Raw genomic sequence first — 23,641 nt, forward strand, 5'->3', positions numbered from 1 at the left:
TCTCTCTTGCAGGTGACAGTCACTCGCTGTCGCCATGTTTAAATCGTAACAGGTCGCGGCGCTCTTTCTTGTCCGGTCGCCTGTCCGGGTGCGGCATGGTTAACGCGTTAAGTTTACGCGCCAGCGCCATTTTTTCGCGTTTTTCCACGCTTTCCGCGGTTTCTTCATACAGCGTAACGGCTTCCGTTGCCGGGCGACGCTGCTCGGTAATGGCCTTGATAATGACCGTTCGCTCGTCATTTCCCTGGCGAAGGGTGAGGGTGGCGTTCAGCTCGACAATCTTGCTCGGCTTACTGCGCTGGCCGTTGTAGTGCACCTTACCGCCTTCAACCATTTCGCGGGCTAGCGCACGCGTTTTGTAAAAGCGTGCAGCCCACAGCCATTTATCCAGCCTGACTTCAGCAGAGGGCTTTTCTTTCATGGCGTCTCCTTCACATCAGTGAGGGGATCAGTCGGCGGTAGTCATTCAGTGACGGATGGCGTGCGTACTGCTTTTCGGCGATGCCGGAGTCGGGATTGGTCACGCCGAGGCAGTAACGAATACCGTACAGAGCAGCGGCGTCGAGAATGGGTTCGCTGTCGTCAATAAACAGCGTCTTCTCTGCACTCATTCCCGTTTCTTCAGCCACAGCGTGCCATAACCGCTGATCCTCTTTGGGATAACCAAATGTGTGGGTGGAAAGTAATAAATCAAGGTGTGAGGCCAGACCGGTATGCTCCAGCTTCACCGCCAGATTATGCGGATGCGCGTTGGTGAGCAAAATACGGCGCTTGCCGCTGGCTTTTAAGGCATCAAGAAACGGTACGGTATCTTCACGCAAAACGGCGCGTGGTCCCTGTTCCGTTGTCATGGCGCAAATATCCAGATCCAGGCACTCGCTCCAGTAATCCAGGCAGTACCAGTTTAGCGTATGCTGCACGGCATGATACTGCTGACGAATATAGTCCTGGGCTTCCTGGGGAGAGATACCCTGCTTCGCGCCATAGGTTTCCGGCACCAGTTTTTGCCAGAAATAGTTATCGAATGCCAGGTCGAGCAGCGTGCCGTCCATATCTAACAACACGGTGTCGACATCCTGCCAGGCAATATTGATATGCATGGAAACTCCCCACAAGAAAACATGATGCGCGACAGAGTAGCATATCCTGTCGTGCGAGCGTGTTATCGAATCAGGCTTTCCGGGTCGTCAATCAGCGTTGGATTCAGGCAACTTTCGTAGTAGCTCTGAATTTCCGCGATGCGGGTGCGGTGACGCTGGTAGCGTCTGAATGCCTGCACGCTGTTGTAGACAGCGCATCCGAGCATGGAGAACATCAGCAGCGTCGTGCCAAGGTAGCGCCATAACCCTGAACGATCCGGGATACGGTGCAGGCCAATGTGCTGGGTGCCATTGGCGTCAGTCGAAATATTGGTGACGATCCCCTCTGCGCGAAATGGTGTCTGCATCAGCATCTGCGCCAGGCGCTGGAAGGCGTTCCACTGTTCCTGGGGAGGATAGTCATATAGCGAGGTCGTCGGCCACGGCTGATCGACCAGATCGCTGCCTTCATCGCTGATAATCAGGAAACCGCCGGGAGCAGGGCTATTCAGCGCCTGGGCCGCTCGCGCAGTCTCGCGTGAAATAAATGGTGCCGTAGAGGTATTCACCAGATTATCTAACGACTCAGCGCTTACCGGACGCAGCAGCACGTTCACCCCATCCAGTTTGCCTGCGTTCGCTCGCTTTACCAGCGCGGCCCAGTCTTTGCTGTTACCGAGGTTAACCAGCGCATTCTTTAAGCGTACACATTCATCTTTGGCTGCACACAGATCGGCCGTTTTCAGGACAATCTCACCAAAATCGTCCAGTAACACCATGCCGGACTTTTGGATTGCCGAGCGTAGTGATGCGCTGACGCGAGAGTCATCGTCAGGTTTGGGATGCAGCTGGCGGTTCACGGCCTGCGTGAGCGCAGTGGCCTTATTCACCAAATCGGATTCGGGCAGTGGTAATGCGCGTGCGTCATTCCAGATAATTTGCGAGCAATCGAAAGGCATAAACGGCGTGGTGGGCTGCGCATTCCAGCTCCCTTGGGTATGAATATTACACATACCCGTACCGCTCAGGTGCAGCGTGTCACCCACGCGAACGCCCGCGTTTTCGAGCTGTTTAACGCTGGTGGCTTCGATAGTTTGCGCGCCCTTCATCCAGGAAAGCGTGACCTTTATCGGCATATCCAGCGGGATCCAAAACAGCAGCATCAGCAGTACCAGCAACGAGCCGCCAGCGATGACGGCGTTGCGCAGCCAATGTTGCAACGGGAAATTTTTGACTTCATCGTGCAGAGATAAAAAACGCCCCTGGCGGACAACGTGGCGATCGAGATAAATATCGATATCCGTTTGCTGGCCAAGGTCTTGGGCGATGTAAGGTTGCCAGTGAGGTGGGTAGATCAGATCAATAATACCCAGCGAGATATTATTAATTTGCTCCTGGTCGTTTTCGCCAAACAACCCCCAGCGACGCGGCGTACCGCGCAGACAATGAATTTCCCGCAGGGCGGTTTTGGACGGCGGGGCGAATAATCCCCACAGACCCGCAGCTAACAGCAACACCGCGCCACCGACTGCCCATGGAACAAACGTATTCGGGATAACCAAACAGAAAAAGAACAGCAGGAATGATGCGGTTATCAGCAACGCCTCGCGCAATCCCGAAGGGCGGCTGAGCGCATATTCTTCATGGGTTTCCTGGCGAATATTCAGCAGTTCAATCTGCTCACTTTCTTCACCACGAATGGATGCCTGGGTAGAAGCGGTGTGCTGCAACGCATAGCCACGCGCTTCCTGCATATATTCCTGCAGCGTATGGCCGTTCAACGAGATAACCAGCGGTATTGTATCGGTATGGATTATCTCAACGCTGTTTTCGTCATTGATGTATTGTTCCCAGAAAGGGGGAAGGTGCACCTCAACGGAATCAAGATAGTAGCGCCATTTGTTAGGATCGTCGGTGGTGATGCCGTAACGTGTAATCGAACGAGTAAGCACGATGACGCTATTACTTTGGGCATTCAACGTTAATGAGACTGGCGCAGAACTGGCTCCAGTTGGACCAGGTACTTGCTGAATTTGACTAAGGCTTTCGAGATAGTTTTCGACGGCAGTGCGTTCTTCAGGCGCGAGTTTACGTTTCGAGGCGTCTGAGAAGACGCTGCTCAAGGGTAAATTTTTCTGCCTGGATTTTGATTTGAGTAGCCATCCTGCAAGCAATGAGCAGGCCAGCAAAGCAGCTAAAAAAATCAGAATGGTGCTCATGCTTTCCCCATCTTACTTAGTCTGTCAGGCGTGGTCAGTCGCACCCTGTTCAATATTCGTGATTCTGTGGTTGGCTATCGGCAAGTGTGGAGTCGAACTTGAGCATCTTTAAGTACAGCCCAGTAAAAGCGAATCATAGCAAAATCACTAAAAATGGAATATCAGCAAATTCCTGGAGTTATTTCAACCTATTGACTTTTAATTTGAAATAGGGATTAACTTTTAGTACGTTACATAAATGTAAATAAACGGCAATTCACATTGCCGAAACCGTGCGGTATATCGCACAATAACCCCAGATTTCACAGCAAAGATCCTCACAATGAGCAAATCATTACAGAAACCCACGATTTTGAAAGTGGAAACCGTCGCCCAATCCCGGCTGTTTAAAGTCGAAAGCGTGGACCTTGAGTTCAGCAATGGCGTACGCCGCGTTTATGAACGTATGCGTCCATCCACGCGTGAAGCGGTAATGATTGTGCCGATTGTTGACGACCACATGATCCTCATCCGCGAGTACGCAGTCGGGACCGAATCTTACGAACTGGGTTTTTCCAAGGGATTAATCGATCCTGGCGAAAGCGTTTTTGAGGCGGCGAATCGGGAGCTGAAAGAAGAGGTGGGGTTTGGCGCAAAAGATCTGACGTTTTTAAAGAAACTCAGCATGGCACCATCTTATTTCTCCAGCAAGATGAACATCGTGGTGGCAGAAGATTTATATCCTGAATCGCTGGAGGGTGATGAACCTGAGCCATTACCGCAGGTGCGCTGGCCGCTGGCGCATTTGATGGACCTGCTGGAAGATCCTGATTTTCACGAAGCGCGTAATGTCAGTGCGTTGTTCCTCGTACGCGAATGGCTGAAAGGGCAGGGGCGATTGTAGTTTATATTGCCGGATGGCGGCTGACGCCTTATCCGGCCTACAGAGTTCAGCACTTTCAAATAATTGCGCCGAAAATGTAGGCCGGATAAGACGCCCCTGGCGTCGCCATCCGGCAAAAGATTAGAATAGTTCGTGCGTCTCACCATTATCGATAATGGTCGTCCCCACTTCATGCACCGCCTGTTGCGTCGGCTGAGTGCCTTCAATGAAGTACTCTGCGCGGCTATTGCCACCGCTTGCCAGTTGTCCTGTGCTGCGATCGATATTGACCGTTACGATACCCGGTGGCGGCGTCAACGGCTGTTCAGGCACGCCTTCCAGCACGGACTTCATGTAGGCATCCCATGCTGGCTGCGCACTCTTCGCACCGCCTTCGTAGCCGGAGATTTGGTCTTTGATCGCGCCGGAAGCTGTCGTATGACCAAGGTTGCGGCGATGATCATCAAAGCCGATCCATACTGACGTCACCACGCCTGGTCCGTAACCGGAGAACCACGCATCTTTAGAGCTGTTGGTGGTTCCGGTTTTCCCGCCGATATCATGACGCTGTAAATCGCGACCTGCGCGCCAACCGGTTCCCATCCAGCCTGGTTCACCAAATATATTGGTGTTCAGCGCGCTTTTAATCAGGAAGGCCAGCGGTGTGTTGATCACGTGCGGAGCGTATTCCTGTGTGCCGCTTTGCGCGACCAGTGCCTGGTTAGCCTGCTCAAGCTGCGGCATAGGCACGGCGGCATTCTGCTGTTCCTGCGAGACGGCGACATCTTCTACGTTACTGTTTTCCAGCACGTTAGATTTCTGGGTATCGCCGTAAATCACTGGAATATCGCATTCTGGGCAGGCAATTTTCGGCTTCGCTTCGAAGATAACGCCGCCCATATCGCTTTCGATCTTACTGATGAAATATGGATCGACCAGGAAGCCGCCGTTAGACATCACTGCGTAACCGCGCGCCACCTGCAACGGTGTGAACGAAGCCGAACCCAGCGCCAGTGACTCGGTATGCACAATGTTCTGTGCCGGGAAACCGAAACGTTGCAGATACTCTGCCGCGTAATCCACGCCCATGGCACGCATGGCGCGTACCATCACCACGTTTTTCGACTGACCCAGCCCCTGACGTAAGCGGATAGGACCGGCGTACTGCGGCGGGGAGTTCTTCGGCTGCCAGTCGGAACCAGCACCGGCATCCCAGCGGGAGATTGGCACGTCGTTGAGCATGCTCGCCAGCGTCAGACCTTTATCCATCGCGGCGGTATACAGGAATGGCTTGATGTTAGAACCCACCTGGCGTAACGCCTGCGTTGCACGGTTAAACTTGCTCTGGTTGAAGTCAAAACCACCAACCAGTGCCAGCACCGCGCCGTTTTGCGGATTGATGGAGACCAGTGCGGAGTTGACGTCTGGCACTTGCGCCAGCCACCAGGCATCGCCCACCTGACGTACCCAGATTTGCTGGCCGGCCTGTACCACGTCGGTCACTTTACGCGGCGTTGGGCCTTGTTGAGTATCCGAGCGGTAAGGACGCGCCCAGCGCATACCATCCATGCGTAATGACACTGACGTACCATCCGCCAGCGCGGCAATGGCTTCCTGAGGATTGGCACTTGTAACAACCGCCGGTAACAGCGGTCCATAAGTCGGCAGCGCTTTCAGCGTATCGGTGATTTTTTTGCTGTCCCAACTGCTTTCGCCAACTTTCCACAGCACGTTCGACGGGCCGCGGTAGCCGTGGCGCATGTCGTAATCCATCACGTTATTGCGTACTGCCTGCTGAGCTGCCTGCTGTACTTTGCGTGTAATGGTGGTGGTGATGCGATACCCGTCTTCATAGGCTTTTTCACCATAACGGTTATACATCTCCTGGCGCACCATTTCAGACAGATACGGTGCCGAGAAAGCGATTTCCGGCGCGTGGTAGTTGGCGTCAATGGCCTCGCCTCGCGCCTGATCGTACTGGGCCTGCGTGATGTAGTTTTCGCTCAACATACGCGACAGTACAACGTTACGTCGCGCGGTTGCCCGGTCCATCGAATAGAGAGGGTTGAAGGTTGACGGCGCTTTTGGCAGACCGGCAATCACCGCAATTTCACTTAAGCTGAGTTGATCCACCGTTTTACCGAAATAGACCTGCGCGGCAGCACCCACGCCATAGGCGCGATACCCCAGGTAAATCTTGTTCAGATACAGCTCGAGGATCTCATCTTTACTCAGCAGTTGTTCAATGCGGATCGCCAGGAACACTTCTTTGATCTTACGCATCAGCGTACGTTCCGGGCTCAGGAAGAAGTTTCTCGCCAACTGCTGGGTAATGGTACTCGCCCCTTGCGACGCGTGACCAGAGAACAATGCTACGCTGGCCGCACGGAAAATCCCCACCGGGTCTACCCCGTGGTGCTCATAAAAGCGGCTGTCTTCTGTGGCGATAAAGGCTTTAACCATTACCGGCGGCATCTGATCCAGCGTGACCGGGATTCGACGTTTCTCGCCATACTGCGCGATTAGCTCGCCGTCAGCGCTGTAAACCTGCATCGGGATCTGTAAACGCACATCTTTGAGCGTCGCGACGTCAGGTAATTGCGGCTCGATATAGCGATAAAGGCCATAAATCGAGCCTGCTCCCAGCAGGATGCAACATACTGCAAGGATTAATAAATACTTTACGAACTTCACTGGAGATTTCCCATTTAGTGGCATTTGGGCAGTTTATAAACAAACGCGCGGTAGTATAAAGGCAAGCCAGACGCATTGATATACCCGTTAAAGCGACGGGTGATAAGGAGATCATCAGCAATGGCTTTCAATATCTGGAAAATTGGTCTGCATATTCAGCAACATGAAGTGCTGGCTGTCGCTATCGTTCGCGAAGCATCAGGTTGGTATCTGCAACGCTGGTGGCGTATACCGCTGACGCCTCAGGTTATCGTCGATGGTCATATTCGCGAGCCTGAACAACTGGTCGCCGCGCTACTGTCGTGGAGCCGAGAGCTCCCTCGCCGACACCATATTCATCTCTCTTTTCCCGCCAACAGGACGTTACAAAAAAAGTTTCCTCGTCCGACAATGACGTTACGCGAGCCAGAGCAAACCGCATGGTTGTCCGGTTCGATGGCGCGTGAACTGGATATGGCGCCGGATGCACTGCATTTTGATTATAGCGAAGACACGTTGAGCCCGGCGTTTAACGTCACTGCTGCGCAAAGCAAAGAGATTTCAGCGCTTCTGACGCTTATCCAAACCCTGAAGGTGCAGGTTACGGCGATTACCCCGGACGCCAGCGCGTTACAGCGATTTATTCCCTTCCTGCCGGAGCATCACCAGTGTCTGGTATGGCGTGATGATGCCCAGTGGTTATGGGCGACCCGTTCAGCATGGGGACGTAAATCAACGGGCGATATTGGCCGTATCGAGGAGCTTGCCACGACATTATCTCTGCCCACGACAGCCATTGCGCAATGCTCCCCCGGCGGCTTCGATCCTTTAAGCGCCGTGTCTGTACGCCAGCCGCCCATTCCAACGCAAAGCCATCACTTCGCCATTGCGCTGGGACTCGCTATGGGGGGCGTGTACTGATGATTGCGACCATTAATCTTCTGCCCTGGCGTCAGGCTCGGCGTTACGCTTGCCTGCGCTTCTGGGGCATCTTATTTAGCGCTTCACTCTTGCTTAGTATTGGCGTGTTGTTGCGCTATTACAGCGCTTTGAGTGTAGAAAATCGGGCTGAATTGTTGCTGGCAGACGCCGAAAAGACGCGGGCTGAGGCCCTCATGGCGCTGAAGCCGCGTGTGCAACAGCGCCAGCAACGATGGCAGCAGGTTCAGGCGCGGAACAAACAGCGTGAGCAGACCCGAAGCTGGCAGCGGGCTTTGCAAGGGCTGGCGGAATTACTGCCGGAGCAGGCGTGGTTAACAAAAATGACCTGGCAGGAGGACACGCTGGAACTGACGGGAAACACACTAAACTTTGCCGCATTGAAGGCATTGGAAGCGCAATTACGCCAGTTGCCGTTGTTTATGTTGAACAGCCCTGGAGAAACGCAGCAGGATGCGCAGGGACGCTGGCAATTCCACTTTCGACTGACACGGAGCGGTGCGCATGATAACGCTCTGTGATGTCTGGTTAGCGCAGTCGCCACGCTTTCGACTCATATGCTGGTGCGGCTGGATGTTGGGGTTACTCATACTGGTGACGCTATGTCTTTACCCCGTAGCGCGGGAGCGGACTATGCAACGCGAGTCGCTGGTCCAGCAACGTGCGGCTATTCAGATGCAATGGCGAGATGTATATCTGCTGGCGGCATCACCAGCAGAGTCTGAAGAGAAACTGACCTTGTTCTCCCCGCTGCTGTTTCAGAATTCACTTACCCGTCTTATCCACTGGCAACCCTCAGCTCAGGGGGGAGAGATGGCGCTGATATCGGCCTGGGATGCTATCCCGCTGACGTTTGTCCAGTTGGCGGCTCAGGGGATGAACGTCAGCCGATTTTCGCTTAGCGCAGAAGGCACGGAGCTGCTGCTAACGCTACAGCTGGAGCGCCTGAATGATGGTTGAACGCTGGTTGTTGGCATGTATAAGCGTACTGATGCTCACCGGTATGCGTAATCCCTTCCTGCCGCCGGAGGACCGTTGTCAAATTGCTGAGCTGTCGACATGGCGTTTTCAGGGCATGGTGAGTCAGGGCACACGACCCATCGGCATCGTTCAGGATAGCCAGAAAAAATGGCGGCGGGTTAAGCGAAATGACGTCCTGAAAAACGGTTGGACGATTATGCAGATAACGGCCCAGAACATAACCCTCGACACAGAAAAAAACTGCGAACCGCCGCGGTGGCAGTGGCAGCGACAAGGAGCGGTAAATGAAGCGATGGATAGCGTTGATAGTAATGGCACTGGCGGTCGGGATAACGAGCGCGCTGGCGACGAAACCGCAAAACGTGACGCTGGTGGTCGATGATGTGCCGGTTACGCAGGTATTGCAGGCGCTGGCTGAACAGGAACAAAAAAACCTGGTGATTTCGCCGGATGTCAGCGGTGTGCTGTCGCTGCATTTGACGGATGTCCCCTGGAAGCAGGCATTGCAGACGGTGGTAAAAAGTGCCGGTCTGGTATTACGTCAGGAAGGCAACGTCCTGCATGTGCATTCTGTTCAATGGCAGAGTGAAAATGCGGCTCGTCAGGAAAACGAGCAGGCGCGGATTCAGGCTAGTCTTCCGCTGGAACATCGCAGCATCATTTTGCACTATGCTGATGCCACCGAGCTGGTAAAAGCCGGAGAAAAGCTGCTCAGTGCTAAAGGAAGCATGACGGTGGATAAACGAACCAACCGCTTACTGCTGCGTGACAATCGTGTTGTTCTCGACACCCTGGAAACGTGGGTAGCGCAAATGGATTTGCCAGTTGCCCAGGTTGAACTGGCGGCGCATATCGTCACCATTAATGAAAAAAGTTTGCGTGAGCTGGGGGTGAAGTGGTCACTGGCTGACGCACAACAACCGGGGGCGGTTGGGAATGTCACAACGCTTGCCAGCGATCTCTCTGTAGCCACCGCCACATCCCGTGTGGGATTTAACATTGGCCGTATTAACGGTCGTTTACTGGAACTGGAGTTGTCTGCGCTGGAGCAAAAACAGCAACTGGATATCATTGCCAGTCCACGATTACTGGCATCTCACCTGCAACCTGCCAGTATTAAGCAGGGCAGTGAGATCCCTTATCAGGTCTCCAGCGGTGAAAGCGGTGCGACATCCGTCGAGTTCAAGGAAGCGGTACTGGGGATGGAGGTGACGCCAACGGTGTTGCAGAAAGGGAGAATCAGGCTGAAACTGCATATCAGCCAGAATGTTCCGGGACAGGTTCTACAACAGGCAGATGGCGAAGTGCTGGCTATCGACAAGCAAGAGATTGAAACGCAGGTCGAGGTAAGAAGCGGCGAGACGATTGCGCTTGGCGGGATTTTTTCACATAAGAATAAATCCGCAGCCGACAGCGTGCCGCTATTAGGCGACATTCCCTGGCTTGGCTCTCTTTTTCGCCATGATGGTAAAGAAGATGAACGGCGCGAATTAGTGGTCTTTATAACGCCCAGACTGGTTTCAACGGAATAACTTATGCATGAAAAGCCATTGTTTTTGCACTGAACACGTTTCAGGGATTTGACGTGAGGGTGTATTTAGCATACAAGGAGTACCGATTTGAGCGTCGGTACTTTTCTTTACTTATGCGGCAGTGAATACGCTTTGCCTTTCCGGTGGTGTGCCATAGGCTTATTGGGTGTCATTTGGCTGCGCGATACGTCGCCAGGTCTGATGTTTGCAGGGTAGCATGCCTGCCACGACCAGAAATGCGTTAGGTTTGGTGATTTATTCAGTTGCCAAACCCGCTTGAGTATTGAGATAATTTTCAGTCTGACTCTCGCAATATCTTATGAGGTTTCAGTTCATGTCCTGCTGCGCTGGGTGTCTGCGAAGCGGGTTTACCATTAACGAATAGTCTTAGTAGTACCGAAAAAATGGCAGAGAAACGCAATATCTTTCTGGTTGGGCCTATGGGTGCCGGAAAAAGCACTATTGGGCGCCAGTTAGCTCAACAACTCAATATGGAATTTTACGATTCTGATCAAGAGATTGAGAAACGAACCGGAGCTGATGTGGGCTGGGTCTTCGATGTAGAAGGTGAAGACGGCTTCCGTGATCGCGAAGAAAAAGTCATCAACGAGTTGACGGAAAAACAGGGTATTGTGCTGGCAACTGGCGGTGGCTCTGTAAAATCACGTGAAACACGTAACCGTCTTTCCGCGCGTGGCGTCGTGGTCTATCTTGAAACGACAATTGAAAAACAACTTGCGCGTACTCAACGTGACAAGAAACGCCCGTTGCTGCAGGTAGAATCACCGCCTCGTGAAGTTCTGGAAGCGTTGGCTGACGAACGCAATCCTCTGTACGAAGAGATTGCTGACGTGACCATTCGCACCGACGATCAGAGCGCAAAAGTCGTAGCAAACCAGATTATTCATATGTTGGAAAGCAACTAATTCTGGCTGAATACACACTCGTCTGCGGGTACAAGTAACTAAGGTGGATGTCGCGTAATGGAGAGGATCACAGTCACTCTCGGGGAACGTAGTTACCCTATCACCATCGCGGCTGGTTTGTTCAATGAGCCAGCTTCATTCTTACCGCTGAAATCGGGCGATCAGGTTATGTTGGTGACCAACGAAACCCTGGCCCCCCTTTATCTCGATAAGGTTCGCGGCGTACTTGAACAGGCGGGTGTTAACGTTGATAGCGTTATCCTTCCCGATGGCGAGCAGCATAAAAGCCTGACGGTTCTGGATACGGTTTTCACCGCGTTACTGCAAAAACCGCACGGTCGTGATACCACGTTAGTTGCCCTTGGCGGCGGCGTGATTGGCGATCTGACCGGTTTTGCGGCAGCCAGCTATCAACGTGGTGTTCGTTTTATTCAAGTCCCGACAACCCTGTTGTCGCAGGTCGACTCCTCCGTTGGCGGCAAAACCGCCGTAAACCATCCCCTCGGTAAAAACATGATTGGCGCGTTTTACCAACCGGCCTCCGTGGTGGTGGATCTCGATTGTCTGAAAACGCTTCCTGCGCGTGAGCTGGCATCGGGGCTGGCGGAAGTGATCAAATACGGCATCATTCTTGACGGTGAATTTTTCAGCTGGCTGGAAGACAATCTGGATGCGTTGTTGCGTCTGGACGGTCCGGCGATGGCGTACTGTATTCGTCGTTGTTGTGAGCTGAAAGCAGAAGTTGTCGCAGCAGACGAGCGCGAAATGGGCTTACGTGCTTTACTGAATCTGGGGCACACGTTTGGCCATGCGATCGAAGCTGAAATGGGTTATGGCAATTGGTTACATGGTGAAGCAGTTGCAGCAGGTATGGTAATGGCTGCCCGTACGTCTGAACGTTTGGGTCAGTTCACCTCCGCTGATACGCAGCGCATCATTACGCTGTTACAGCGAGCAGGCTTACCGGTGAATGGGCCGCGTGAAATGTCCACTGAGGCTTATCTGCCGCACATGCTGCGAGATAAAAAAGTGTTAGCGGGAGAGATTCGTTTGGTGCTTCCGCGAGCGATAGGGAAGAGTGAAGTGCGCGGCGGAGTGTCGCACGAGGTGGTTCTTAACGCTATTGCTGATTGCCAGCAGGCGTAACAACAAGAAAGGTCAGGCTTACGTTGCGAAACGTAGGTCTTTTAGCTTCAGGTTATGTGCAAAGTCGTAAGCATTAACCTTTGAGTGGGGTGTTAAATGGATGAATTCAAACCAGAAGACGAGCTGAAACCCGATCCCAGCGATCGTCGTACTGGTCGTTCTCGTCAATCGTCTGAACGCGATAATGAGCCGCAAATCAATTTTGATGATGTTGATCTGGATGCTGACGATCGCCGTCCTGCGCGCGCACGCAAAGAGCGTGATGAAGAGCAGAACATTGAAGAAGAGTATGAATCTGATGACGATACCGTGGATGAAGAGCGTGTAGAACGTCGTCCGCGCAAGCGTAAGAAAGCCGCCAGCAAGCCTGCCTCCCGCCAGTATATGATGATGGGCGTAGGGGTTCTGGTACTGCTGCTGCTGATTATCGGCATTGGTTCTGCGCTGAAAGCCCCCTCATCTTCTTCCAATGAGCAGGCAGCATCTGGTGAGAAGAGCATCGATCTCTCTGGCAGCAATGCAACGAATCAGGCGAGTGCAACGACACCTGCAACGGGCGCAGAGCAGACTGCTGGCAATACCCAGCAGGATGTTTCCCTGCCACCGATTTCCTCTACCCCGACTCAAGGTCAGGCACCTGCGGCAACTGAAGGGCAGCAGCGTGTTGAAGTGCAGGGCGATTTGAACAACGCTCTGACACAACCGCAAGGCCAGGAGCAAGTTAACAACGCTGTGGTTAACTCTACGCTGCCGACCGAACCTGCGACCGTTGCGCCGATGCGTAATGGTAATGCTGCGCGCCAGACTGCGAAAACGGAAACGACTGAACGTCCTGCGGCTACGCATCAGGAACGTAAACAGGCCGTAATTGAGCCAAAGAGCAAACCGCAAACTACGGTGAAAGCGACGCCGACAGAGCCGAAACCTGTTGCCCAGGCAAAACCAACCGCAACTGCGCCGACTACCACAACCAAAGCGCCTGTGGTAACCGCTACGCCGAAAGCGACCGCTGAGCCGAAAGCAACCACGACGGCGCCAGCACAGACCGCAACGCCTGCGCCAACGGCGACAGCAACAACGACAACACCTGTTGCTGGCGGAGCGAAAAGTGCAGGTAACGTTGGAGCGTTAAAATCTGCGCCGTCCAGCCATTACACGCTGCAGCTCAGCAGTTCTTCTAACTACGACAATCTGAACGGTTGGGCGAAGAAAGAAAACTTGAAGAACTATGTGGTGTACCAGACGACGCGTAACGGTCAACCGTGGTATGTTCTGGTGACAGGCGTGTATGCGTCTAAAGAAGATGCGAAACGTGCAGTGTCTACGTTACCCGCTGATATTCAGGCGAAAAACCCGTGGGCAAAACCGCTGCACCAGGTTCAGGCCGATTTGAAGTAAGATAGGATATGTTCTGCAATGGTTTGCTGTTTCGCCCAATTGCGGGACAAAGACTAAAGCGCAGGATGCTGTCGGAGCTTTCTCCACAGCCGGAGAAGGTGTAATTAGTTAGTCAGCATGAAAAAAAATCGCGCTTTTTTGAAATGGGCAGGGGGGAAATACCCCCTGCTTGATGATATCAAACGGCATTTACCTCAGGGTGAGTGCCTGATTGAACCTTTCGTGGGTGCCGGGTCGGTGTTTCTCAACACCGACTTTTCTCGTTATATTCTTGCCGATATCAACAGCGACCTTATCAGTCTCTATAACATCGTGAAGACGCGTACCGATGAGTATGTGCAGGCTTCTCGTGAGCTGTTTATGCCTGAAACCAATCAGGCTGAGGTGTACTATCGGTTCAGAGAAGAATTTAATGCCAGCCAGGATCCGTTCCGCAGAGCAGTGCTGTTCTTGTATCTGAACCGTTTTGGTTACAACGGATTATGCCGTTATAACCTGCGCGGCGAGTTTAACGTCCCGTTTGGGCGTTATAAAAAACCTTACTTCCCGGAAGCCGAGTTGTACCATTTTGCTGAGAAAGCGCAGAATGCGGAGTTCCATTGCCTCTCCTATGAAGAGTGCATGGACCGTGCGGATAGCAACTCTGTGGTCTATTGCGACCCGCCTTATGCACCACTTTCGGCGACGGCAAATTTCACTGCGTATCACACCAACAGCTTTAGCCCGAAAGAACAGGCGCATTTGGCCGAGATGGCAGAAAAGCTGGTCAGTAAGCAGATCCCAGTGTTAATTTCGAACCATGACACGCCCGATACCCGTGAATGGTACCGAGCGGCGAAACATTTTCAGGTCAAAGTGCGGCGCAGCATAAGCAGCAATGGCGGCACGCGTAAAAAGGTGAACGAACTGCTGGCACTGTATAAACCAGGAGTCGTAACGCCTGCGAAGAAATAAATCTCAAGGAGAAGCGGATGAAACAGTATTTGATCGCCCCCTCAATTCTGTCGGCTGATTTTGCCCGCCTGGGTGAGGACACCGCGAGAGCACTGACTGCCGGTGCCGACGTTGTGCACTTCGACGTCATGGACAATCACTACGTACCGAACTTGACCATCGGACCGATGGTACTGAAATCGCTGCGTAAATATGGCATCACTGCCCCGATTGATGTTCACCTGATGGTGAAACCGGTCGATCGTATTGTCCCGGACTTCGCCGCCGCCGGTGCCAGCATCATTACTTTTCACCCGGAAGCCTCCGAGCATGTCGATCGCACTTTACAGCTGATCAAAGAGCATGGCTGTAAAGCGGGCCTGGTGTTCAACCCGGCAACGCCGCTGAGCTATCTGGACTACGTCATGGATAAGCTTGATGTGATCCTGCTGATGTCCGTTAACCCAGGCTTTGGCGGGCAGTCCTTCATCCCACAAACGCTGGATAAACTGCGCGAAGTGCGTCGTCGCATTGATGAATCTGGCTACGATATCCGCCTCGAAGTGGACGGCGGTGTCAAAGTGAACAACATTGGCGAAATTGCCGCGGCAGGCGCAGATATGTTTGTCGCAGGCTCCGCTATTTTCGACCAACCAGACTACAAAAAAGTCATTGATGAAATGCGCAATGAACTGGCGAAGGTAAGTCATGGATAAGTTTCAGGATATTCGGGGCGCTGCATTTGACCTCGACGGCACGCTGGTCGACAGCGCGCCGGGATTAGCCGCAGCGGTGGATATGGCGCTGTATGCGCTGGAATTGCCGGTTGCCGGAGAAGAACGCGTTATCACCTGGATTGGTAACGGTGCAGACGTACTGATGGAGCGCGCGCTGGCGTGGTCTCGTCAGGAGCGCGCGACATTACGTAAAACGATGGGTAAACCGCCCGTTGATGATGATATTCCCGCTGAGGAACAGGTACGTATTTTGCGTAAGCTGTTCGACAGATACTACGGTGATGTCGCAGAAGAGGGGACATTCCTGTTCCCTGATGTTGCCGACACGCTGGGCGCGCTGCATGCGAAAGGATTGCCGCTGGGTCTGGTGACCAACAAACCGACCCCGTTTGTCGCGCCATTACTCGAAGCATTAGATATCGCCAAATACTTTAGCGTGGTCATCGGTGGTGACGACGTGCAGAATAAAAAACCGCATCCGGATCCGCTGCTGCTGGTGGCAAGCAAGCTTGGCATCAAGCCTGAGCAAATGCTCTTCGTAGGGGATTCACGCAATGATATTCAGGCGGCAAAAGCTGCTGGCTGTCCGTCCGTTGGCCTGACCTATGGCTACAACTACGGTGAGTCGATCGCGCTGAGCCAGCCCGACGTTATTTACGACCGTATTAATGAACTACTGCCCGCTCTCGGGCTTCCGCATAGCGAAAATCAGGAATCAAAAAATGACTAAGCCCATCGTTTTTAGTGGCGCACAGCCCTCAGGTGAATTGACCATTGGCAACTATATGGGTGCGCTGCGTCAGTGGGTGAGCATGCAGGATGACTACCATTGCATCTACTGCATCGTTGACCAACATGCCATCACCGTTCGTCAGGATGCTCAGCAGCTGCGTAAAGCAACGCTCGATACGCTGGCGCTATACCTGGCATGCGGTATTGATCCTGAAAAAAGTACAATTTTCGTGCAGTCTCACGTACCGGAGCATGCACAGTTAGGTTGGGCGCTGAACTGCTACACCTACTTCGGCGAGCTGAGCCGTATGACCCAGTTCAAAGATAAATCCGCACGCTATGCGGAAAACATCAACGCCGGCCTGTTTGATTATCCGGTACTGATGGCGGCAGACATTCTGCTGTATCAGACCAACCAGGTACCGGTTGGCGAAGATCAGAAACAGCATCTGGAACTGAGCCGCGATATCGCCCAGCGCTTCAACGCCCTGTATGGCGAGATCTTCAAAGTGCCTGAGCCGTTCATTCCTAAATCCGGTGCGCGCGTGATGTCGCTGCTGGAGCCGACGAAGAAAATGTCCAAGTCGGATGACAACCGCAACAACGTGATCGGTCTGCTGGAAGATCCGAAATCTGTGGTTAAGAAAATCAAACGCGCGATGACCGACTCTGAAGAGCCGCCTGTTGTACGCTACGACGTGCAGAACAAAGCGGGCGTTTCCAACCTGCTGGATATCCTCTCTGCGGTTACCGGCCAGAGCATTCCGGAGCTGGAACAGCACTTCGAAGGCAAAATGTATGGTCATCTGAAAGGTGAAGTCGCAGAGGCCGTTTCCGGTATGCTGACCGAGCTTCAGGAGCGTTATCACCGTTTCCGTAACGATGAAGCTTTCCTGCAGAAAGTGATGAAAGACGGTGCGGAAAAAGCCAGCGCACGTGCGTCTGTTACGCTGAAAGCCGTTTACGAAGCGATTGGTTTTGTCGCCAAGCCGTAATGCGCTCTGTGTTGTTGAAGAAACCGGGTTACGCCCGGTTTTTTTTCGCCTGTTGGTTTGTGAACCTCAAAAAATGTGAAGCGCCTCGCCGTTTGCATATTTCCTCATTGCGTTATATCTTCACTTTAATGAAGATATAAATATTCAATTTACTGAAAATATAAAATGCGTCGGACATTTATCAAGAAAGAGGGGGTTGTGCTGACAACCCTGGCCCGTTACCTGCTCGGTGAGAAGTGCGGTAACAGATTGAAAACTATCGATGAACTGGCAGCCGAGTGTCACTCATCGGTAGGGTTAACCCAGGCTGCGTTGAAAACGCTGGAATCCTCTGGGGCAATCCGTATTGAGCGTCGTGGGCGCAACGGTAGCTATCTGGTGGAGATGGATAACCGTACGCTGCTAAAGCATGTGGATATTAATAACGTGGTCTGTGCGATGCCGCTGCCTTACACCCGTTTATATGAAGGGCTGGCGAGTGGGCTGAAAGCGCAGTTCGATGGGATCCCGTTTTATTACGCACACATGCGTGGGGCTGATATTCGCGTGGAATGCCTGCTAAACGGCGTCTACGACATGGCGGTGGTTTCTCGTCTGGCGGCGGAAAGTTACCTTGCTCAGGACGGGCTGCGCATCACGTTGGCGCTGGGACCACATACCTACGTTGGCGAGCATCAGCTAATTTGTCGCAAGGGCGAATCTGCAGTTGTAAAACGTGTCGGGCTCGATAACCGTTCGGCGGATCAGAAAATCATGACCGAGGCCTGTTTTGGCAACCGTAACGTTGAATTGATCGATATGCCTTATCACGAAAGCTTGCAGCGCATCGCGAAAGGGGATGTGGATGCGGTTATCTGGAACGTGGTTGCAGAGGCCGAGCTGGCGGTACTGGGGTTAGAAGCCACGCCGCTCACCAACGACCCGCGATTTCTGCAGGCCACGGAGGCCGTGGTACTTACCCGCGCAGAGGATTATGCGATGCAGCAGCTACTGCGCGCCGTTGTTAACAAAGAGGCGCTGCTTGCCCACCAACAACGTGTGGCGAACGGTGAACAGGAACCCAGTTATTAAGTGAAGGCAAACGACATGGAAAACAGGCTTAACCTGCTGTGTGAAGCAGGCGTTATCGACAAGGATATTTGTAGCGGCATGCTGCAAGTGGTCAGGCGGTTGGATGAAGAGTGGCGTTTGCCGATTCACAGCGAGCAAGGAACCATGGCGATGACCCATATGGCGAGTGCGTTAATGCGCAGCCGCCAGGGCGAAGTGATTGAAGCGCTGGATGGCGAGTTGCTGGAGGAGTTGGCGCAATCTCATCTCTGGCCAACTATTTTGCTGGTACATCAGGCGCTGATGAAAGAGTTTACGGTGGCGCTGCACGCGAATGAAGAAGGCTATATGCTGGCGAACTTGTATGGATTGTGGATGGCGGCGAACGAAGGCGTCTGAAATCAATGGGGAATGAGCTTATTGCATCTTAAATATTCAAAAAAATGAATATTTAACTGAAGGATTAGAAACGAGGCCGAGAAATGTTTATAGACGCATTGAAACGCCAGAACCCCGCGCTAATCTCCGCCGCTATCGCGTTATGGCAGCAGGGAAAGATCGCCCCTGATAGTTGGGTCATTGATGTTGACCAGGTCATTGAGAATGGCAAACGTCTGCTGGATGTCGCGGGGCAACATGGTATCTCGCTGTATCTGATGACCAAACAGGTTGGACGTAACCCGTGGCTGGCGGAGAAACTGTTGCAGCTTGGCTATGAAGGCATCGTGGTTGTCGATTACAAGGAGAGTCGCGTCATGCGCCGTGCCGGGTTGCCGGTTGCGCATCAGGGACATCTGGTGCAGATCCCGTCGCGGCTGGTCAATGAGGCTGTAGCGCAAGGTACTGAAGTCATCACATTGTTCTCACTGGAGAAAGCGCGCGAAGTTTCCGCTGCTGCGGTGAAGGCCGGCTGTGAACAGAACGTGATGCTGAAGGTGTACAACAAAGATGATTTTCTCTACCCGGGGCAGGAAAGCGGATTTCCGCTGATGTATCTGACGGATGTGGTCAATGAAATCCGCAGGCTGCCGGGCCTGCGCCTGAGCGGCCTCACCCATTTCCCCTGCCTGTTATGGGATGAAAACTCCGCGCAGACGATGCCGACGCCTAATCTGCATACGCTGGTAAATGCCCGACGTCAGTTGGTTGAGGCCGGGATTGCCATTGAGCAGCTTAATGCGCCGTCAGCCAGTAGCTGTTCGTCACTCCCCCTGCTGGCGGAATATGGCGTCACCCATGCGGAGCCGGGTCATGCGTTGACCGGCACCATTCCTTCAAATCAAAAAGGCGACCAGCCGGAACGCATTGCGATGCTGTGGTTGAGCGAGATATCGCACAATTTTCGCGGAGACAGTTATTGCTACGGCGGGGGCTATTATCGTCGCGGCCATGCGCAAAATGCGCTGGTCTTTACGCCAGAAAATGACGCGCCGATCGCAGCGAAGCTAAAACCCGTGGACGACAGCAGCATTGACTACTACCTGCCTGTGGCCGGTGAGTTTCCGGTGAGCAGCGCGGTGATCTTCTGTTTTCGCACCCAGATCTTCGTGACGCGTAGCGACGTGGTACTGGTGTCGGGCATTCAGCGCGGCGTAGCTGAAATCGTCGCGCGATACGACAGTCTCGGCAATATTCTGGAGGACTAATGGCCCGATTCGTGGTGTTAGTAATCGACAGTTTTGGCGTTGGCGCAATGAAAGACGTCACGCGGGTCAGGCCGCAGGATGCCGGAGCGAATACCTGTGGTCATATCCTGGGCGAACTCCCGCAGTTACGGCTGCCAACGCTTGAGAAGTTGGGGCTGATTAACGCTCTGGGCTTTGCGCCGGGCGTGATGAAACCTTCGGAATCGGCAGTCTGGGGCGTTGCGGAGCTGCAGCATGAAGGGGGAGATACCTTTATGGGCCATCAGGAGATTTTAGGCACACGGCCTCAGGCACCGCTGCGGATGCCATTTAGCGACGTTATTGATCGCGTTGAGCAAGCGCTGAAAGTCGCGGGCTGGCAGGTGGAACGTCGCGGCGGCGAGCTGGCGTTTCTTTGGATCAACGATGCGGTTGCAGTGGGCGATAACCTAGAGGCGGATTTAGGTCAGGTCTACAACGTCACTGCCAATCTGTCCGCCATTGCGTTTGATGAGGTGCTAAAGATTGGCCGCGTAGTGCGCGAACAGGTTCAGGTCGGGCGCGTCATCACCTTTGGCGGTCAGCTTGCGAACAGCCAGCGCATTCTGGATGCCGCCGAAACGATGGAAGGGCGCTTTGTCGGCATTAATGCCCCACGCTCCGGCGCGTATGAAAGCGGTTTTCAGGTCAGGCATATGGGCTTTGGCGTAGATGAGCAGGTACAGGTACCGCAAAAACTGCATGACGCCGGAATCCCTACCGTGCTGGTCGGTAAAGTGGCGGACATCGTTGGCAATCCGCACGGGCGCAGCTGGCAAAACCTGGTAGATAGCCAGCAGATTATGGATATCACGCTTAACGAATTTAACGCGGAATCGACGGTATTTATCTGTACCAACATTCAGGAAACCGATCTCGCCGGACACGCTGAAGACGTCGCACGTTATGCCGAACGGCTGCAGCTTGTTGATCTTAATCTTTCACGCCTTCTGACCGCTATGGAGCCAAATGACTGTCTGGTGGTCATGGCCGATCACGGCAACGATCCGACCATAGGGCACAGCCACCATACCCGGGAAGTTGTGCCGGTATTGGTGTATCAACAGGGGCTTGAGCCTGCGCAATTAGGCATCCGGGCGACGTTATCCGATGTTGGCGCTACGGTGTGTGAATTTTTCGGCGCGGCGGCGCCACAAAACGGCTGTTCTTTTCTCTCGGCATTGCGCCTTACAGGAGACACCTTATGAACTTTGATCCGACGGGCTACACCTGGGTCCACGAACATCTGCATATCGATCTCTCCGGATTTAAGAATAACCTCGACTGCCGGTTAGATCAGTACGATCTCATTTGTCAGGAAATGAAGGATCTCCGGGCGTCAGGTGTCAGCAACATTATTGAGATGACCAACCGCTATATGGGACGTAATCCGCAATTCATGCTCGACCTGATGCGCGATACCGGAATTAACGTCGTGGCCTGCACAGGCTATTACCAGGATGCGTTCTTCCCTGAACATGTTGCGGCGCGCAGCGTGGAACAGCTCGCGCAGGAGATGGTCGATGAGATTGTCGTCGGTATTGATGGCACTGAATTGAAGGCCGGAATTATCGCGGAAATTGGCTCTAGTGAAGGCGTGATTACGCCGCTTGAAGAGAAGGTGTTTATCGCCGCGGCACGGGCACACATCGAAACCGGACGCCCCATCTCAACCCATACCTCTTTTAGCACGATGGGAGTGGAACAGCTGGTGTTGCTACAGGCGCACGGCGTCGACCTTTCCCGCGTAACCGTTGGTCACTGCGACCTGAAAGATAATCTCGACAATATCTTACGCATGATCGAGCTCGGCGCGTATGTGCAATTCGATACCATCGGAAAAAACAACTATTACCCGGACGAGAAACGCATCGCCATGCTGCACGCGATACGCGATTGCGGACTGCTTAGCCACGTCATGCTCTCTATGGACATTACCCGCCGCTCGCATTTAAAAGCCAATGGCGGCAATGGCTACGACTATCTGTTAACCACCTTTATCCCACAGCTGCGCCAGTCAGGATTCAGTCAGGCCGATGTGGACACGATGTTACGTGATAACCCCTCAAAATTTTTCCAATAAGGACAGAATCATGAAAAAGATTGGCGTTGCTGGCTTACAGCGTGAGCAGATTAAAAAAACCATCGAAACCGCAGCACCGGGCTGCTTTGAAGTCTCCATTCATAACGATATGGAAGCGGCGATGAAGGTGAAATCCGGACAACTGGATTACTACATCGGCGCTTGTAACACCGGTGCGGGTGCAGCACTGTCGATTGCCATCGCGGTGATTGGCTACAACAAGAGTTGCACTATCGCCAAGCCGGGTATTAAGGCGAAAGACGAACATATCGCAAAAATGGTTGCGGAAGGGAAAGTGGCGTTTGGTCTCTCCGTCGAACATGTTGAACATGCGATTCCGATGCTGGTTAACCACCTGAAATAAAAGGCATGACTATGGATCTGTATATTCAGATTGTGGTGGTGGCCTGCCTGACCGGCATGACGTCACTTCTGGCACACCGCTCGGCGGCCGTCTTTCATGACGGCATCCGCCCGATTCTGCCGCAGCTGATCGAGGGGTACATGAACCGCCGGGAGGCGGGAAGTATCGCGTTTGGTCTGAGTATCGGCTTTGTCGCGTCGGTGGGGATCTCCTTTACCCTGAAAACCGGCTTGCTCAACGCCTGGCTGCTGTTCCTGCCGACGGATATTCTCGGCGTGCTGGCAATGAACAGCCTGCTGGCGTTCGGTCTGGGCGCTATCTGGGGCATATTGATTCTGACCTGCCTGCTGCCGGTGAACCATTTGCTCACGGCGCTGCCGGTTGATGTACTGGGCAGCCTCGGTGAGCTGAGTTCTCCGGTGGTTTCCGCATTCGCACTCTTCCCGCTGGTGGCGATTTTCTACCAGTTTGGCTGGAAGCACAGCATTATCGCGGCGGTGGTAGTACTAATGACCCGCGTGGTGGTGGTGCGTTACTTCCCGCATCTGAACCCGGAATCGATTGAGATTTTTGTGGGGATGATGATGCTGTTGGCGATCGCTATTACGCATGATATTCGCCATCGTGGCGATGAAGAGATGGATGCCAGCGGATTATCTGTCTTTGAAGAACGAACCTCACGGATTATTAAAAACCTGCCGTATATTGCCATCGTTGGCGCGCTGATTGCCGCCGTTGCCAGTATGAAAATTTTTGCTGGTAGCGAGGTCTCAATTTTTACGCTGGAAAAAGCCTATTCAGCGGGGATTACGCCTGAGCAATCGCAGACGTTGATTAACCAGGCGGCGCTGGCGGAATTTATGCGTGGGTTGGGTTTTGTGCCGTTGATTGCCACCACCGCGCTGGCAACCGGTGTTTACGCGGTAGCGGGCTTCACCTTTGTTTATTCCGTTGGTTATCTGGCTCCGAACCCGTGGATAGCGGCACTCCTTGGCGCTATCGTGATTTCAGCGGAAGTGCTGCTACTGCGCTCCATTGGCAAATGGTTGGGGCGTTATCCGTCAGTGCGTAACGCGTCGGACAATATTCGTAATGCGATGAATATGCTGATGGAAATGGCGCTACTGGTAGGCTCGATATTTGCCGCCATCAAGATGGCGGGCTACACCGGCTTCTCGATTGCGGTAGCGATTTACTTCCTCAACGAATCGATCGGGCGTCCGGTGCAGAAGATGGCGGCCCCGGTCGTAGCGGTAATGATTACCGGTATCCTGCTCAACATTCTTTATTGGTTTGGTCTGTTTGTTCCGGTCTGAGGAGGCGTAAAA

Annotated in this window: 24 protein-coding genes; 20 read left to right on the top strand and 4 right to left on the bottom strand. The window is 53.3% G+C overall.

What is annotated here, in order from left to right; translation table 11 throughout:
• Positions 1-19: 19 nt before the first annotated feature.
• The 3 genes from hslR to igaA form a co-directional block, all read right to left on the bottom strand.
• Positions 20-421 (bottom strand): ribosome-associated heat shock protein Hsp15, encoded by a 402-nt coding sequence (hslR, locus tag G4551_RS01560; protein WP_003837900.1) that lies wholly within the window; start codon positions 419-421, stop codon positions 20-22.
• A 10-nt stretch (positions 422-431) separates the two neighbouring features.
• Positions 432-1,100 (bottom strand): GMP/IMP nucleotidase, encoded by a 669-nt coding sequence (gene yrfG / locus G4551_RS01565; RefSeq protein ID WP_003023533.1) that lies wholly within the window; start codon positions 1,098-1,100, stop codon positions 432-434.
• A gap of 62 nt (positions 1,101-1,162) precedes the next feature.
• Positions 1,163-3,298, bottom strand: coding sequence for an intracellular growth attenuator protein IgaA (gene igaA / locus G4551_RS01570; RefSeq protein ID WP_003837902.1), 2,136 nt, complete (start codon positions 3,296-3,298; stop codon positions 1,163-1,165).
• Between the two features lie 322 nt (positions 3,299-3,620).
• Between igaA and nudE the strand changes: the two genes are divergently transcribed.
• The gene (nudE, locus tag G4551_RS01575) at positions 3,621-4,181 is read left to right on the top strand and encodes an ADP compounds hydrolase NudE (RefSeq protein ID WP_003837903.1); all 561 of its coding nucleotides are present in this window, start codon (positions 3,621-3,623) and stop codon (positions 4,179-4,181) included.
• Between the two features lie 120 nt (positions 4,182-4,301).
• Here the strand turns inward: nudE and mrcA are convergent, their stop codons facing one another.
• The gene (gene mrcA, locus G4551_RS01580) at positions 4,302-6,854 is read right to left on the bottom strand and encodes a peptidoglycan glycosyltransferase/peptidoglycan DD-transpeptidase MrcA (RefSeq protein WP_003837905.1); all 2,553 of its coding nucleotides are present in this window, start codon (positions 6,852-6,854) and stop codon (positions 4,302-4,304) included.
• Between the two features lie 120 nt (positions 6,855-6,974).
• Between mrcA and G4551_RS01585 the strand changes: the two genes are divergently transcribed.
• From G4551_RS01585 to G4551_RS01675, 19 genes are all read left to right on the top strand, one after another.
• Positions 6,975-7,754 (top strand): type IV pilus biogenesis protein PilM, encoded by a 780-nt coding sequence (locus G4551_RS01585; protein WP_003837907.1) that lies wholly within the window; start codon positions 6,975-6,977, stop codon positions 7,752-7,754.
• Entirely contained in the window at positions 7,754-8,293 is a 540-nt protein-coding gene (locus tag G4551_RS01590) for a PilN domain-containing protein (protein ID WP_003837909.1), read from the top strand. Before G4551_RS01585 ends, G4551_RS01590 begins: the two co-directional genes overlap by 1 nt.
• Entirely contained in the window at positions 8,277-8,732 is a 456-nt protein-coding gene (locus tag G4551_RS01595) for a HofO family protein (RefSeq protein WP_032941102.1), read from the top strand. The genes G4551_RS01590 and G4551_RS01595 overlap by 17 nt, the downstream gene beginning before the upstream one ends.
• Positions 8,722-9,135: a HofP DNA utilization family protein gene (locus tag G4551_RS01600; protein ID WP_003837912.1), complete on the top strand. Its 414-nt coding sequence runs from the start codon at positions 8,722-8,724 to the stop codon at positions 9,133-9,135. Before G4551_RS01595 ends, G4551_RS01600 begins: the two co-directional genes overlap by 11 nt.
• Positions 9,038-10,285, top strand: a complete 1,248-nt coding sequence (gene hofQ / locus G4551_RS01605; protein WP_032941103.1) for a DNA uptake porin HofQ — start codon at positions 9,038-9,040, stop codon at positions 10,283-10,285. Before G4551_RS01600 ends, hofQ begins: the two co-directional genes overlap by 98 nt.
• 404 nt (positions 10,286-10,689) lie before the next feature.
• The gene (gene aroK / locus G4551_RS01610) at positions 10,690-11,211 is read left to right on the top strand and encodes a shikimate kinase AroK (RefSeq protein WP_003023552.1); all 522 of its coding nucleotides are present in this window, start codon (positions 10,690-10,692) and stop codon (positions 11,209-11,211) included.
• A 57-nt stretch (positions 11,212-11,268) separates the two neighbouring features.
• Positions 11,269-12,357, top strand: coding sequence for a 3-dehydroquinate synthase (aroB, locus tag G4551_RS01615; protein WP_003837915.1), 1,089 nt, complete (start codon positions 11,269-11,271; stop codon positions 12,355-12,357).
• A 96-nt stretch (positions 12,358-12,453) separates the two neighbouring features.
• The gene (gene damX, locus G4551_RS01620) at positions 12,454-13,755 is read left to right on the top strand and encodes a cell division protein DamX (RefSeq protein WP_003837917.1); all 1,302 of its coding nucleotides are present in this window, start codon (positions 12,454-12,456) and stop codon (positions 13,753-13,755) included.
• Between the two features lie 117 nt (positions 13,756-13,872).
• Positions 13,873-14,709, top strand: coding sequence for an adenine-specific DNA-methyltransferase (gene dam / locus G4551_RS01625; protein WP_003023558.1), 837 nt, complete (start codon positions 13,873-13,875; stop codon positions 14,707-14,709).
• A 17-nt stretch (positions 14,710-14,726) separates the two neighbouring features.
• Positions 14,727-15,404, top strand: coding sequence for a ribulose-phosphate 3-epimerase (rpe, locus tag G4551_RS01630; RefSeq protein WP_003023561.1), 678 nt, complete (start codon positions 14,727-14,729; stop codon positions 15,402-15,404).
• Positions 15,397-16,155, top strand: coding sequence for a phosphoglycolate phosphatase (gene gph / locus G4551_RS01635; protein WP_003837920.1), 759 nt, complete (start codon positions 15,397-15,399; stop codon positions 16,153-16,155). Before rpe ends, gph begins: the two co-directional genes overlap by 8 nt.
• Positions 16,148-17,152, top strand: coding sequence for a tryptophan--tRNA ligase (gene trpS, locus G4551_RS01640; protein ID WP_003023564.1), 1,005 nt, complete (start codon positions 16,148-16,150; stop codon positions 17,150-17,152). The genes gph and trpS overlap by 8 nt, the downstream gene beginning before the upstream one ends.
• A gap of 165 nt (positions 17,153-17,317) precedes the next feature.
• Entirely contained in the window at positions 17,318-18,223 is a 906-nt protein-coding gene (gene yhfZ, locus G4551_RS01645) for a GntR family transcriptional regulator YhfZ (protein WP_003837923.1), read from the top strand.
• Positions 18,224-18,238: 15 nt separating this feature from the next.
• The gene (locus G4551_RS01650; RefSeq protein WP_003023568.1) at positions 18,239-18,601 is read left to right on the top strand and encodes a hypothetical protein; all 363 of its coding nucleotides are present in this window, start codon (positions 18,239-18,241) and stop codon (positions 18,599-18,601) included.
• A gap of 83 nt (positions 18,602-18,684) precedes the next feature.
• Positions 18,685-19,848 (top strand): YhfX family PLP-dependent enzyme, encoded by a 1,164-nt coding sequence (locus tag G4551_RS01655; protein WP_003837926.1) that lies wholly within the window; start codon positions 18,685-18,687, stop codon positions 19,846-19,848.
• Positions 19,848-21,074: a phosphopentomutase gene (locus tag G4551_RS01660; protein ID WP_003837928.1), complete on the top strand. Its 1,227-nt coding sequence runs from the start codon at positions 19,848-19,850 to the stop codon at positions 21,072-21,074. The genes G4551_RS01655 and G4551_RS01660 overlap by 1 nt, the downstream gene beginning before the upstream one ends.
• Positions 21,071-21,949 (top strand): phosphotriesterase-related protein, encoded by an 879-nt coding sequence (locus G4551_RS01665; protein ID WP_003837930.1) that lies wholly within the window; start codon positions 21,071-21,073, stop codon positions 21,947-21,949. Before G4551_RS01660 ends, G4551_RS01665 begins: the two co-directional genes overlap by 4 nt.
• Positions 21,950-21,959: 10 nt before the next feature.
• The gene (locus tag G4551_RS01670; protein ID WP_003023576.1) at positions 21,960-22,313 is read left to right on the top strand and encodes a DUF2620 domain-containing protein; all 354 of its coding nucleotides are present in this window, start codon (positions 21,960-21,962) and stop codon (positions 22,311-22,313) included.
• Between the two features lie 11 nt (positions 22,314-22,324).
• Entirely contained in the window at positions 22,325-23,629 is a 1,305-nt protein-coding gene (locus tag G4551_RS01675; protein ID WP_003837933.1) for a YhfT family protein, read from the top strand.
• Positions 23,630-23,641: the final 12 nt, after the last annotated feature.

This window comes from Citrobacter freundii ATCC 8090 = MTCC 1658 = NBRC 12681, from assembly GCF_011064845.1.
GTDB lineage: Bacteria > Pseudomonadota > Gammaproteobacteria > Enterobacterales > Enterobacteriaceae > Citrobacter > Citrobacter freundii.

Bases quoted from the DNA above. Each gene is read 5' to 3' on its own strand.
- hslR (WP_003837900.1), bottom strand. From the start codon at position 421: ATGAAAGAAAAGCCCTCTGCTGAAGTCAGGCTGGATAAATGGCTGTGG.
- yrfG (WP_003023533.1), bottom strand. From the start codon at position 1,100: ATGCATATCAATATTGCCTGGCAGGATGTCGACACCGTGTTGTTAGAT.
- igaA (WP_003837902.1), bottom strand. From the start codon at position 3,298: ATGAGCACCATTCTGATTTTTTTAGCTGCTTTGCTGGCCTGCTCATTG.
- nudE (WP_003837903.1), top strand. From the start codon at position 3,621: ATGAGCAAATCATTACAGAAACCCACGATTTTGAAAGTGGAAACCGTC.
- G4551_RS01585 (WP_003837907.1), top strand. From the start codon at position 6,975: ATGGCTTTCAATATCTGGAAAATTGGTCTGCATATTCAGCAACATGAA.
- G4551_RS01590 (WP_003837909.1), top strand. From the start codon at position 7,754: ATGATTGCGACCATTAATCTTCTGCCCTGGCGTCAGGCTCGGCGTTAC.
- G4551_RS01595 (WP_032941102.1), top strand. From the start codon at position 8,277: ATGATAACGCTCTGTGATGTCTGGTTAGCGCAGTCGCCACGCTTTCGA.
- G4551_RS01600 (WP_003837912.1), top strand. From the start codon at position 8,722: ATGATGGTTGAACGCTGGTTGTTGGCATGTATAAGCGTACTGATGCTC.
- hofQ (WP_032941103.1), top strand. From the start codon at position 9,038: ATGAAGCGATGGATAGCGTTGATAGTAATGGCACTGGCGGTCGGGATA.
- aroK (WP_003023552.1), top strand. From the start codon at position 10,690: ATGGCAGAGAAACGCAATATCTTTCTGGTTGGGCCTATGGGTGCCGGA.
- aroB (WP_003837915.1), top strand. From the start codon at position 11,269: ATGGAGAGGATCACAGTCACTCTCGGGGAACGTAGTTACCCTATCACC.
- damX (WP_003837917.1), top strand. From the start codon at position 12,454: ATGGATGAATTCAAACCAGAAGACGAGCTGAAACCCGATCCCAGCGAT.
- dam (WP_003023558.1), top strand. From the start codon at position 13,873: ATGAAAAAAAATCGCGCTTTTTTGAAATGGGCAGGGGGGAAATACCCC.
- rpe (WP_003023561.1), top strand. From the start codon at position 14,727: ATGAAACAGTATTTGATCGCCCCCTCAATTCTGTCGGCTGATTTTGCC.
- gph (WP_003837920.1), top strand. From the start codon at position 15,397: ATGGATAAGTTTCAGGATATTCGGGGCGCTGCATTTGACCTCGACGGC.
- trpS (WP_003023564.1), top strand. From the start codon at position 16,148: ATGACTAAGCCCATCGTTTTTAGTGGCGCACAGCCCTCAGGTGAATTG.
- yhfZ (WP_003837923.1), top strand. From the start codon at position 17,318: ATGCGTCGGACATTTATCAAGAAAGAGGGGGTTGTGCTGACAACCCTG.
- G4551_RS01650 (WP_003023568.1), top strand. From the start codon at position 18,239: ATGGAAAACAGGCTTAACCTGCTGTGTGAAGCAGGCGTTATCGACAAG.
- G4551_RS01655 (WP_003837926.1), top strand. From the start codon at position 18,685: ATGTTTATAGACGCATTGAAACGCCAGAACCCCGCGCTAATCTCCGCC.
- G4551_RS01660 (WP_003837928.1), top strand. From the start codon at position 19,848: ATGGCCCGATTCGTGGTGTTAGTAATCGACAGTTTTGGCGTTGGCGCA.
- G4551_RS01665 (WP_003837930.1), top strand. From the start codon at position 21,071: ATGAACTTTGATCCGACGGGCTACACCTGGGTCCACGAACATCTGCAT.
- G4551_RS01670 (WP_003023576.1), top strand. From the start codon at position 21,960: ATGAAAAAGATTGGCGTTGCTGGCTTACAGCGTGAGCAGATTAAAAAA.
- G4551_RS01675 (WP_003837933.1), top strand. From the start codon at position 22,325: ATGGATCTGTATATTCAGATTGTGGTGGTGGCCTGCCTGACCGGCATG.